Annotated in this window: 12 protein-coding genes; 9 read left to right on the top strand and 3 right to left on the bottom strand. The window is 66.0% G+C overall.

Features of this window, described 5'->3' with window-relative positions; all coding sequences use genetic code 11:
• Nucleotides 1-20: 20 nt before the first annotated feature.
• Nucleotides 21-416 carry an MAPEG family protein gene (locus tag U0025_RS06850; RefSeq protein ID WP_004212218.1) on the top strand — a complete coding sequence of 132 codons (396 nt, stop codon included), beginning with the start codon at nt 21-23 and terminating at the stop codon, nt 414-416.
• A 37-nt stretch (nt 417-453) separates the two neighbouring features.
• Here U0025_RS06850 and U0025_RS06845 read toward each other — a convergent pair whose 3' ends face one another.
• Nucleotides 454-1,941: a replicative DNA helicase gene (locus U0025_RS06845; protein WP_004212217.1), complete on the bottom strand. Its 1,488-nt coding sequence runs from the start codon at nt 1,939-1,941 to the stop codon at nt 454-456.
• A gap of 121 nt (nt 1,942-2,062) precedes the next feature.
• On the opposite strand from U0025_RS06845, the gene U0025_RS06840 reads away from it, so the two are divergent.
• The 6 genes from U0025_RS06840 to U0025_RS06815 all read left to right on the top strand — a co-directional run bounded on the left by U0025_RS06840 (nt 2,063) and on the right by U0025_RS06815 (nt 8,036).
• Entirely contained in the window at nt 2,063-2,545 is a 483-nt protein-coding gene (locus U0025_RS06840; protein ID WP_004212216.1) for a UPF0262 family protein, read from the top strand.
• A 64-nt stretch (nt 2,546-2,609) separates the two neighbouring features.
• Entirely contained in the window at nt 2,610-3,242 is a 633-nt protein-coding gene (locus U0025_RS06835; RefSeq protein ID WP_004212215.1) for a GH25 family lysozyme, read from the top strand.
• Nucleotides 3,239-3,712, top strand: a complete 474-nt coding sequence (locus tag U0025_RS06830; RefSeq protein ID WP_004212214.1) for a cytidine deaminase — start codon at nt 3,239-3,241, stop codon at nt 3,710-3,712. Before U0025_RS06835 ends, U0025_RS06830 begins: the two co-directional genes overlap by 4 nt.
• Nucleotides 3,713-3,719: 7 nt before the next feature.
• Nucleotides 3,720-4,274, top strand: coding sequence for a dCTP deaminase (gene dcd, locus U0025_RS06825; protein ID WP_004212213.1), 555 nt, complete (start codon nt 3,720-3,722; stop codon nt 4,272-4,274).
• Nucleotides 4,275-4,307: 33 nt separating this feature from the next.
• The gene (locus U0025_RS06820) at nt 4,308-5,084 is read left to right on the top strand and encodes a metallophosphoesterase family protein (RefSeq protein WP_004212212.1); all 777 of its coding nucleotides are present in this window, start codon (nt 4,308-4,310) and stop codon (nt 5,082-5,084) included.
• 117 nt (nt 5,085-5,201) lie between these two features.
• Nucleotides 5,202-8,036, top strand: a complete 2,835-nt coding sequence (locus tag U0025_RS06815) for a TonB-dependent receptor plug domain-containing protein (protein ID WP_004212211.1) — start codon at nt 5,202-5,204, stop codon at nt 8,034-8,036.
• Between the two features lie 156 nt (nt 8,037-8,192).
• Here the strand turns inward: U0025_RS06815 and U0025_RS06810 are convergent, their stop codons facing one another.
• Complete coding sequence (locus tag U0025_RS06810; RefSeq protein ID WP_004212210.1) at nt 8,193-8,879, bottom strand: anti-sigma factor family protein; 687 nt, start codon at nt 8,877-8,879, stop codon at nt 8,193-8,195.
• Nucleotides 8,876-9,364 (bottom strand): RNA polymerase sigma factor, encoded by a 489-nt coding sequence (locus U0025_RS06805; RefSeq protein ID WP_004212209.1) that lies wholly within the window; start codon nt 9,362-9,364, stop codon nt 8,876-8,878. Before U0025_RS06805 ends, U0025_RS06810 begins: the two co-directional genes overlap by 4 nt.
• Before the next feature lie 88 nt (nt 9,365-9,452).
• Between U0025_RS06805 and U0025_RS06800 the strand changes: the two genes are divergently transcribed.
• A complete protein-coding gene (locus tag U0025_RS06800) occupies nt 9,453-10,775 on the top strand; it encodes a S8 family serine peptidase (RefSeq protein WP_004212208.1) in 1,323 nt (440 codons plus the stop codon).
• 99 nt (nt 10,776-10,874) lie between these two features.
• Nucleotides 10,875-11,570 carry a hypothetical protein gene (locus tag U0025_RS06795; RefSeq protein ID WP_004212207.1) on the top strand — a complete coding sequence of 232 codons (696 nt, stop codon included), beginning with the start codon at nt 10,875-10,877 and terminating at the stop codon, nt 11,568-11,570.
• Nucleotides 11,571-11,634: the final 64 nt, after the last annotated feature.

The raw sequence follows: 11,634 nt of genomic DNA, 5'->3' as shown, positions 1-11,634 counted from the left end.
CGCGATCAAGGGAGGGCATGATGGCGGTTGAACTGAAGATCCTGGCCTGGGCCTGCGTCCTGCTGCTGGTCCATATCTTCGCGGCGGCGCATCTCAAGACCAAGCAATATGGCCTGAAATGGAATACCGGGGCGCGGGACGAAAACCTGCCCCCGCTTGATCCTGTCGGCGGCCGGCTGGTTCGCGCCCAGGCCAATTTCCTGGAAACCTTCCCGATCGCGATCATCGTCCTGTTCGGCGTGGTCGTGGCCGGCCGCACCAGCGAATGGACGGCGATCGGCGGCTGGCTGTGGCTGGTGTCGCGCGCGCTCTACCTGCCGCTCTATGGGCTGGGCGTGCCGGTGGTCCGCTCGCTCGCCTATCTCGCCAGCATGATCGGCCTGTGCATCGTCTTCAAGGCGTTCGTCGCCGGCTGAACCGGGTGGCGGCGGACATGTCCGCCGCCATGCCCGTTTATTCGAGGTCTTCGAGGTAGGAGCTGCCTTCGGCCAGATCCGAGAAGCGGGTGATCTTGGCGTCGAACTTCATGCGGATACGGCCGGTCGAACCGTGACGCTGCTTGGCGACGATCACTTCGGCCAGGCCGTAGATGCGTTCCATCTCCTGCACCCATTCCTGATGCTCGGGGCCTTCCTTGTTGCCCGGTTCCTTGGCGGCGACATAATAATCCTCGCGGAACACGAACCAGACCATGTCCGCGTCCTGCTCGATCGAGCCCGATTCGCGAAGGTCGGACAGCTGCGGACGCTTGTCCTCGCGCTGTTCCACCGCACGGCTGAGCTGCGACAGCGCCAGCACCGGTACATGAAGTTCCTTCGCCAACGTCTTCAAACCACGGGAAATTTCCGAAATTTCGTTGACGCGGCTATCGCCCGCCTTGCCGCTGCCCTGCAGCAGCTGGAGATAGTCGACGACGATGAAGCCGACATCATGACGGCGCTTGAGGCGACGAGCGCGGGTCCGCAGCGCCGCGATCGTCAGACCCGGCGTATCGTCGATGAACAGCGGCAGTTCCTGAAGGTCGCGCGCGGCGCGCGACAGGTTCTGGAAGTCCGCCCGGCTGATCTTGCCCATACGCAGCGCTTCGCCGCTGATCCCCGACTGTTCGGCCAGAACGCGGGTCGCGAGCTGGTCGGCCGACATTTCGAGGCTGAAAAAGGCGGTCTTGGCGCCCATATTCTTTTCCGGCGGAATGCCGTCATTATTGTCGCGCAGCCAGCGCGACGCCGCATTATAGGCGATATTGGTCGCCAGCGACGTCTTCCCCATGCCCGGACGACCGGCCAGGATCATCAAGTCGGAATTGTGCAGACCACCGATCTTCTCGTTAAGGCTGTTGATGCCGGTGGTGATACCCGACACATGGCCGCCGCTGTTGAGCGCACGTTCAGCCACCTGTACCGCCATGGTGGAGGCCGAAAGGAAGCTCTTGACCGACCCGCTCTCGCCCTCGCCTTCCGACACTTTGTAAAGCGCGACTTCGGCCAGCTCGATCTGCTCGCGCGGATTGACATCCTCGCTAGTATCCAGAGCATTATCAACCAGTTCTCGACCGACGTTCACAAGCTGACGAAGTAGGGCAAGGTCATAGATCTGGGTCGCGAAGTCGCGCGCACCCAGCAGCGCCGCGCCGCTGCCGGTGAGCTGCGCCAGATAGGCAGCGCCGCCCAGCTCCTTGAGCGCCGGATCCTGTTCCAGCATCGGCTTGAGCGTCACCGGGTTGGCAATCATGTCGCGCTCGATCAGGCGCATCACCGCCTCATAGATACGACCATGCAGTGGCTCGAAGAAATGTTCGGGCTTCAGCTTGAGCTGCACATCCTCCGCGATGCGGTTGTCAATCATCAGCGCGCCGAGCAGCGCTGCCTCCGCTTCGACATTGCGCGGCAGTTCCAGCCCGCCCTCTTCGGGAGCGGCATTGAGTTTCACGAGTTCGACCATGGGCCCTCATCGCGCCACGACGCGGGTCGCGCAAGGGCGAAGGTTGAAACAACCGCATCTCCCCCGCCACAAGTCCCGCTTGCTTTTCGTGGCCCGCCGCCGCACTGACAGCAGACCCGCCATGGCCGATCCGCGCATCATAGACATCAAGCTCGACGAGCGCACCATCTTGTGGCGCAACGCGGATGTCGAGCAGGAACGGCGCATCGCCATTTTCGACCTGCTGGAGGATAATCATTTCGCGCCCGAGCGCGTCCATACCGACGGCTATGCCGGCCCCTACAAGGTGGTGCTGCGGGTCGAGGAAGGGCGCCTGGTCATCGAGATCAATCGCGCGGACGACAGCCCGCTGGAGGCGATCATCCTGGGCCTTGGCCGTTTCCGCCGGCCGATCCGCGAATATTTCGCGATCTGCGACAGCTATTATCAGGCGATCAGCAATGCCTCGCCCGCGCAGATCGAAACCGTCGACATGGCCCGGCGGGGCATTCACAACGACGCAGCGGACATGCTGAAGGAGCGGCTGGAGGGGAAGATCGCGGTCGATTTCGACACCGCGCGCCGCCTGTTCACACTTATCTGCGTCCTGCACATCAAGGGGTAATATCATCGGGCGTTTGACTTTGGGGGGCTTGCTGGTCCGCTTGGGGGCGATTCTGGCAATCATCATGGTGCTGGGTTCGGCACTGTGGATCTATGCACGCGGATGGGCGCCAAATCGTGACGAATATCCGACCCAGGGCGTATCGGTGACATCCGACACCGGCCTGGTCGAATGGGGCACGCTGGCCGCGCAGGGGGCGGACTTCGCCTATATTCGCGCGGCCAGGGGCGCCAGCCTGCGCGACCCGCTGTTCGCCGCCAACTGGCGCGGCGCACGCGGCGCGGGCATGCGCTATGGCGCGGCGCTGGACTATAGCCTGTGCGCCAAGGCCGTCGATCAGGCGACCCAGTTCATGACCACCGTGCCGCGCGACAATGCCGCCCTGCCCCCGGTCATCCGGCTGGGATTCGATCCGTCCTGTGCCACGCGGCCGGGCCGCGATCAGGTGCTGTCGGAACTCAACACGCTGGTCAATCTGGTCGAAAGCCATGCCGGCAAGCCCGCCCTGCTCAACATCAGCGCCGATTTCGACGCCCAATATGACATTGCCAGCGGCATCAACCGGACCTTGTGGGTCGATGGCAATTTCTTCGCGCCCGATTATGCCAAACGGCCCTGGGTGATGTGGACAGCCAGCGACATGCGGCATATCGACGGCGTCGACGGACCGATCAGATGGGATGTGGTGGCACCATGAGTGCAGAAGACAAGAATATCGCCGCGCTGGTCGCGGCAGCACGCGGCGCGCTGGCCCATGCCCATGCGCCCTACAGCCGCTTTGCCGTGGGCGCCGCAGTGCGCCTGACCGATGGCAGCATCGTCACCGGCAGCAATTTCGAAAATGCGAGCTATGGCCTGTCGCTGTGCGCCGAAACGGTCGCGCTGGCGACCGTCAACGCCCAGGGCCGCCTGGCCGATGTCGCCGAGATCGCGGTCGTCGGCGGCGGCATGGCGGCGGACGGCAGCGTCGGCGGCGAGGCGATCGTCAGCCCCTGTGGCCGATGCCGCCAGGTCATCAACGAGGCCGAACAGATGGCCGGCCGCACCCTGGCCATCTATTGCGTCGCGCCCGAAGGTGACGGCCTGGTCGAACATCGCGTTGCCGACCTGTTGCCCCACGCCTTCGGCCCGGCCGACCTTGGCATCACCCCTGCACAGAAGAGCTGACAGACCCATGTCCATCCTTTCCGACCGCTGGATCCGCAAGCAGGCCCAGTCGAACCGCATGATCGAGCCGTTCGTCGAGAATCAGCGCCGCGACGGCTGCATCAGCTATGGCCTGTCCTCCTATGGCTATGACGCGCGCGTCGCCGACGAGTTCAAGATCTTCACCAATGTCGACAGCGCCGTGGTCGATCCCAAGGATTTCGCCGCCAACAGCTTCGTCGACCGCAAGACCGACGTCTGCATCATCCCGCCCAACAGCTTCGCCCTCGCCCGCACGGTCGAATATTTTCGCGTCCCGCGCGACGTGCTGGTGATCTGCCTCGGCAAATCCACCTATGCCCGTTGCGGCATCATCGTGAACGTCACGCCGCTGGAACCGGGCTGGGAAGGCCATGTGACGCTGGAATTTTCCAATACCACGCCGCTGCCTGCCAAGATCTACGCCAATGAAGGCGCCTGCCAGTTCCTGTTCCTGCAGGGCAACGAGCCGTGCGAGGTCAGCTATGCCGACCGGGCCGGAAAATATATGGGACAGCAGGGCGTGACATTGCCGCGCCTGTGACGCTGTGGCAGCATCGCGGGCCATGAAGCGCTCATGGCCCACCCGATGCTGAAATTCCTGCGCCGATCCGACGACCAGGACGGGACGCCTCCCAGCGTGGGGGATGACTGGCGCGTCTATGCGATAGGCGACATTCATGGCCGGCTCGACCTGCTCGACCAGTTGCTCGGCATGCTGGTCGCCGACGATGCGCTGCGGCCTGGGAAGCGCCGATGCCTCATCCTTCTTGGTGACCTGATCGATCGCGGGCCGCATTCGGCGCAGGTGGTCGAGCGGGTCCGGGCACTGCACGGATCGGGCAGCGACATCCGGCTGCTCAAGGGCAATCATGAAGAGATTTTCGTCATGGCCGCGCGCGGCGATCAGGGCGCGGTCGGCTTCTTCCGGCGCATCGGCGGCATGGAAACGCTCGCCAGCTACGGCCTGCCGCTTTCGCTGAGCGCCGACATGGATGATGGGGCGATCGCCCACTGGATGCTGAACCATGTTCCGCGCGCGGATGTCGACTTCCTCGACAGCTTCGTCGATCATCTGACGGTCGGCGACTATCTGTTCGTCCATGCCGGCATCCGCCCCAGGGTGCCGATCTCCGAGCAGCGACCATCGGACCTGCGCTGGATACGCGGCGACTTCCTCAACCATGGCGGACGGCATGACAAGATGGTGGTCCATGGCCATAGCATCACGCTGGAGGTCGAAAATCTGGCCAATCGCATCGGCATCGATACCGGGGCCTATTATTCCGGCCGGCTGACCGCCATCGGCCTGGAGGGCGCGGATCGCTGGTTCCTTCAGACCGGCGAGACCTGAGCCCTTCCAGAGCAACTGCCATGGCCTGGCGCTTTTGTTGCCGGTCCATGGCGGATCGCCCGCCATATTTCGTTCCCATGACCAACGGCAAAAATGCCGATCAGCAGGGGACATATCATGCAGAAACGCCATGTTCTGGCGGGGCTTTCGCTCGCCACATGCCTTGTTGCGCCGACCCAACTGCTTGCCGCCCCTGCGCCGGACACGAGCCTGTCGCAGCGGCACAAATTCTCCATCCCGTCGCAGCCCCTGAGCGGCGCGCTGCGGGCGCTGTCGGCGCAGGCCGGCATTCGCATCCTGTTCCCCTATGACGAAGTCGCCAATATCCGCAGCCGGCGGGTCGAAGGATGGCTGAGCACCGACGATGCGCTCAGCCAGTTGCTGGCCGGCACCGAATTGCGCCGATCCCCGGCCGGCGCCGGCGTCATCGCCCTTATCACCCCGCCCAACCGCAGCGCGGTGCGCCGCCGCCCGCTGGCGATCCAGTTCGCGCAGGCGAGCGGCACCGCTACGCTCGATGGCCTCGCCATGGCGCCTGCGCCGGAGCCGGCAGCGGAATCCGCGCCCATCATCGTCACCGGCACCCGCCAGACGACCCGCACCGTCGCCGAAAGCCTGGCGCCGATCGACGTGCTGGGCGAAAAGGATCTGGAAGCGAGCGGCAAGCAGTCGGTGCGAGATCTGCTCGGCACGCTTGTGCCGTCGATCAATGTGTCGAACAACGGCGCGGGCGCCAGCTGGGCGGTGCGCACTTTGTCGCTGCGCGGCCTGGGCGGCGACCAGTTGCTGGTGCTAGTCAATGGCAAGCGGCGCCACAATACCGCCACCCTGTTCATCAACGGGTCGGTCCAGAATGGCCAGTCGCCGCCGGACCTGGACCTGATCCCCGGCAATGCGATCCAGCGGATCGAGGTGCTGCGCGACGGCGCGTCGGCCCAATATGGGTCGGATGCGATCGCCGGCGTGGTCAACATCATCCTGAAGAACGACACCCAGGGCGGCGCGGCGCTGACCATGGGCAGCACCGCCGACAATGGCGGCTGGCAGGGCCGCTGGCAGATCGACAAGGGCTTCGCCATCGGGCCGGACGGCGGCTATATCCACCTGTCGGGCGAAGGCGTGCTGCAGGACAATACGGTGGTCAACAGCAGCCCGATCACCAGCAATCCCTTCTACCCCACCGGCGACGCGCGCAATGCCGATCCGGACCGCATTCGCGCCAGATATGGCCAGCCGCAGGTGATCGGCGGCAATGCCAGCTATGACGCGATGATGCCGGTCGGCGGCGACATGGAGCTGTACAGCTTCGGCACCTACTCCAAGCGCCATGCCGCCGGCTGGCTGACCTATCGCAATCCGGCGGCGCTCAACAACATCCTGGAGATTTACCCCGAAGGCTATATCCCGCGCATCCACGTCTATGACGAGGATTTTCAGGTCGCCGGCGGCCTGCGCGGCGAGATTGGCGGCGGCATCCATGTCGACCTTTCGACCAGCTATGCGCAGGACGAGGTCAAATATGCGCAGACCACCTCGCTCAATCCCTCCATGGGGCCGGCCAGCCCGACCCATTTCTATCTCGGCAAGATCCGCTTCGACGAATGGACCAGCAATCTCGACTTCAGCAAGGAGCTCGACATCGGCCTCGCCGGGCCGCTGTCGGTCGCGGTCGGCGCCGAATATAAGAAGAACAAGTTCCTGATCGGTCCGGGCGACCCGGAATCCTATATCGATGGCGGCTATGTCTCGCCGGCCGGCAGCTGGTTCGCGGGGGCGACGCGGACCGGGGTCGGGTCGCAGGGCGTCACCGGCTTCCTGCCCGAAGGATCGGGCAACTGGAGCCGCGACAACTGGAGCGCCTATATCAATCTGGAAGGCCAGATCGTCGAGGGGCTGGAGTTCGGCCTTGCCGGACGGCATGAGGATTATTCCGACTTCGGCACCACCGATACCGGCAAGGCGTCGCTGCGCATCGAGCCGTTTCGCGGCTTTGCCATTCGCGGCACCGCCAGCACCGGCTTTCGCGCACCGACGCTGCAGCAGCAACATTATGCCTCCTCCTCCACGATCAACGTCACCGTCAACGGCGTGAACCAGTTGCTGCCGGTGCAAGCACTGCCGGTCGACGGGGTTGCCGCGCGGGCGCTGGGGGCGCAGCCGTTGAAGCCCGAAAAATCGACCAACTTTTCCGCCGGCATCGTCCTGACCCCGGCGCCCAATTTCAACGTCACGGTCGACGCCTATCAGATCAAGGTCAGGGACCGCATCCTGCTGTCCGAAACGCTGAGCGGCACGGTGGTCATGAACGCGCTGGCGGCAGCCGGCATCCAGGGCATTGCCGGCGGCCTCATCTTCTCCAACGCGGCCGACACGCGCACCCGCGGCCTCGACATCGTCAGCACCTATCGGGCGGGGCTGGGCGACCTTGGCACCGCGACGATCAGCCTGTCGGCCAATTTCAACAAGACCATCTTCACCCATATCGACCCGGTTCCGGCGGAAATCCTGGAATCGAAGCTGGTGCTGATCGGCCGGGCCAAGCAGGGCGACCTTTCCGAAGGCACGCCGCGCGACAAGCTGATCGGCAACATCCTGTGGGAAAAGGGCGATTTCAACCTGAACCTGCGCGCCACCCGCTATGGCAAAATCTATCAGCGGGCGAGCGCCGCCGTCTATCATACCGCGGATTTCCAAAGCTGCACCGCCAACAGCCCCGGCTGCCTCTATGATTATGTCGATGAGAAGCTGAGCCCCAAGACGATCCTCGACCTCGAACTAGGCTACAAGCTGACCCAAGGGGTCAAGATCTCGGTCGGCGCCAATAATCTGCTCAACACCTATCCCAACAAATTGAAGCCCGTGAACCGGACGGCCGGGAGCCTCTACAATGCCTATGCCCCCTATGGGATCAGCGGCGGTTTCTATTATGGCCGGCTGAACCTGGAATTCTGACGCGACAGTTGAAAGTTCACAGTGTCGTGCGACGTGAAATCAGCCATTTTTGCGGCCTGGCGCGCCTGCCATGCGTCCCTGACGCGCCACCGAAGCGACAGTGACGCGACGCTGAAGCGACACGGAAGCGACAGTCAGGCGACAGCGAAGCGACGATTAACGCCAGCCCGCCGCCTGCGCCGCCCGCTCGCCCTGCGCATCGGCGGGAGCGCCGTCGATCAGGCCGTCTATGGTGGCGAGAAGGCGCGGATCGGCCGAGGCGGCCTGACGATATTCGCTCGTCTCGCCTTTGCCGGGCACCGCCTGCAGCAATTGCCAGCCGGCATCGGTGCGGCAGGCGACACCGGCCATGGCCGCGCCGTCGAAGCTGCGGCACCAGCCGCCGCCCTTGCGCCGGAAGCTGAGGCCGATGCGGACCGGGCCATCCTCCCCGGCCGAGGCCAGTTGACTGTCGAGCGCGGTGGCGAGCGATCCCTGTGCCAGCATCGCGCCGTCCTTTACCGCAATCGGCCCTACCGGCCCGCCCGACATATGGCCGATGCCAAGGCCCAGCAGCAGGCTGGCGGCGATCGCGCCGCCCGTCGCCCACGCCCAGCGCCGCGACGGCCGGGCGATCGGGACCACCGTCGGCGGCGCCAGCATGGCCTGCATCGACGCGGGCACATCCTCCTGCGCGATCGGCGCGAAATGGCCGGCCAGCCGTGCGCGCAGCCGGCGATGCTGCTCCAGCCGGGCGGCCAGCGCGGGATCCTCCGCCACGGCGCGGTCGACCCGCCGCCGCGTCACCTCGTCCAGTTCGCCATCCACCCAGGCGATCAGCATGGCTTCGTCAATGTCGGTCATGCCGCTTCCCCCAATAGTTCGATGAGCGCGCCGCGACCGCGCACCAGTCGCGAGGTCAGCGTGCCCATCGGTATGTTCAATATCGCAGCCGCCTCCTTGTAGGACAGCCCCTCCACCAGCACGAGCGCGATTGCCTCGCGCTGTTCGGGCGGCAATGCCTGCATCGCCCGATCGACGTCGGACAGGGTCATGGCCTGTTCCACCGCCTTGTCGCCCGCATAGCCGACATCGGCCCCCGCCTCTTCCGGGGCGAAGGTTCTGGCGGCGCGCTGCCGCGCGCGGCCCTCATCGATCCAAAGATTGCGCATGATCCGATACATCCAGCTGTCGAGCCGCGTGCCCGGTTGCCACTGGTCGCGGGCGCGCAGCCCCTTTTCCAGTGCCGCCTGGCACAGATCGTCGCCATCGGCGCGATCATGCGACAGGCTGGCGGCAAAACGCCGCAGCCGGGGCAGGATCGCCAGCAGGTCGCGCTCAAACGACATGGTTTCTCCAAATTGTTTTCAGGGATGAAACGTCCCTGCCCGGCCGTTTCATCCTTCAGAAAGTCCAGCAACCGGAATTTTTTTGACGATGGACGATTTTGACGCTGAAAAGGCCGGCGATGACCGGCGGGAAGAGACAGAGATGAGATGGACGCGCCCGTTGCTGATCGCGGGGCTGTGGCTGGCGGCACCGGCTGCGCAGGCGCAATTGCTGCCCGCCCCGGCCGCGGGGACGTTGGGGGGCGGTGCGCTGGGCGGGGTCGGCCAGATAGTGCCCGACACGCTCGACCGGCTGGGCGGTATCGTCGATCAGAGTGGACTGGACCGGCTGTCACCGGCACGTCTGGCCGATCGGCTGGCGGCAGCGCGCACGGCGCGGATCGACGCGCTGCTGCGCCAGCATGGCGACGCGGTCGAACTGGACGACCGGCGAGAGCCGGCGCGGCGCGGCATCATCCTGCTGACCGGGGCGGACGCGGCCGCGATCGAGACGCTGCGTGCGGCCGGCTATGGCCTGGAACGGATCGAGGCGGAGGGGATCGACATGGCGATCACGCGCCTGACCGTGCCGGACGGACAGAGCCTGGCGCGGGCGCTGCGCAGCGTGCGCAAGATCGCGCCCAAGGCGCAGGCGAGCGCCGACAATCTCTATTTCCCGAGCGGCGCGGCTGCGGAGGGACGATCCGCTACACTGGCGGGCCATGGCAGTGTCGGGCGCGGCGCGGCCGGGCTGATCGACGGCGGCGTGGCCGCACATCCGGCGCTGGCCGGCGCGATCGAGCAGCGCGGCTTCGTGGCCGGCGCGCCACGGGCCAGCGCCCATGGCACGGCGGTCGCGTCGCTGATCGGCGGCAGTGGCCGCGTGAAGGGCGCCGCGCCGGGCACGCCGCTGCTGGTCGCCGATGTCTATGGCGACGATCCGGCCGGTGGCAGCAGCTTTGCCATTGTCCGCGCGCTGGGCTGGATGGCGGCGCGCGGCGCGAAGGTGGTGACCATCAGCCTGGTCGGGCCGGACAATCCCTTGCTGGCCGGGGCGATCCGGCTGGTGCGCGACAAGGGGGTGATGCTGGTTGCGGCGGTCGGCAATGACGGCCCGGCTGCCCCGCCCGCCTTCCCTGCCTCCTACCCGCAGGTGATCGCGGTGACCGGCGTGGACGGGCGCGGCCGGTTGCTGCCCGAGGCCGGGCGTGCGGTCCATGTCGATTTCGCCGCGCCCGGCGCGGAGATGATGGCCGCCGACATGGCGGGCGGCCGGGACAAGGTGCGCGGCACATCCTTTGCGGCGCCTTTGGTGGCCGGGCGGCTGATGGCGGGTGGATCGGTCGAGGCGCTGCGGCGGGAGGCAAAACCCGGTCGCGGCAAGGGCTATGGCGCCGGCATATTGTGCGAGACTTGCAGAAATATGGATTGAATTTCCGTACCTTGCGAGAAAAATTCAGACGTCCGGGATTAAAGCGAAACGCCCCGCCGTTGTCCTGTCATCGGATCAAGATGACCAAGGAGACGGTCCATGAAGACGCAGATTATCATCGCAACCGCCTGCCTCGCGGCGCTCACCACGGCCCCCGCCTCGGCTCAATTGCTGGGCGGCGGCGGCCTGGGTGGTGGGCTTGGCGGTGGCGGCCTGGGCGGCATGACCGGCGGCCTGGGCGGCACGCTGGGCGGTTCCTTCGGCGGATCGGGTAGCCTGGATCGCAGCATCGACCTCGACAATGGCCGGGTCGGTGCCAGCGGCAACGGCAATGGCCGCGCCGAAGGATCGGCAAGCCGTCGTGGCAAGAGCCGCTCGGCCAGCGGATCGGGATCGGCCAGCGGCAATCTGGCGGTCGATACGCTGGGCACCAGCGATGTGACCAGCGCGACCGATGCGGCGCGCAGCCGGGCGAGCGACACGGTCGGCGCCGCACGGGACCGGGCGGAAAGCGGCGTCTCGACGGCGCGCGATCGGGCGAGCAGCACCGTGGCATCGGCCCGTGACCGGGCAGGCAGCACGGTTGCCTCCGCACGGGATCGAGCGGGCTCGACGGCCAGCGGCGCACGATCGGCGGCGGGCAATGTCGCGGGCAGCGCGACCAATGCCGTCGGCAGCGCTGCCTCGATCGACGCCAGCGGGCAGGTTTCGGGCAGTGGCGAGACCCATGGCAGCACCAGCCAGCCGCAGAGCGAGGCCGCTACCCCTTCCTCTTCCGATCAGGCGACCGATTGACCCCATAACCCCGTAGCCGTCGCCTGACGGAAGCGGCCGGCGATCCCCATCGGATCGCCGGCCG

The sequence above is a fragment of the Sphingobium yanoikuyae genome (assembly GCF_034424525.1).
Taxonomy (GTDB): domain Bacteria; phylum Pseudomonadota; class Alphaproteobacteria; order Sphingomonadales; family Sphingomonadaceae; genus Sphingobium; species Sphingobium yanoikuyae.
This window is presented reverse-complemented; position numbering and strand designations above follow the sequence as displayed.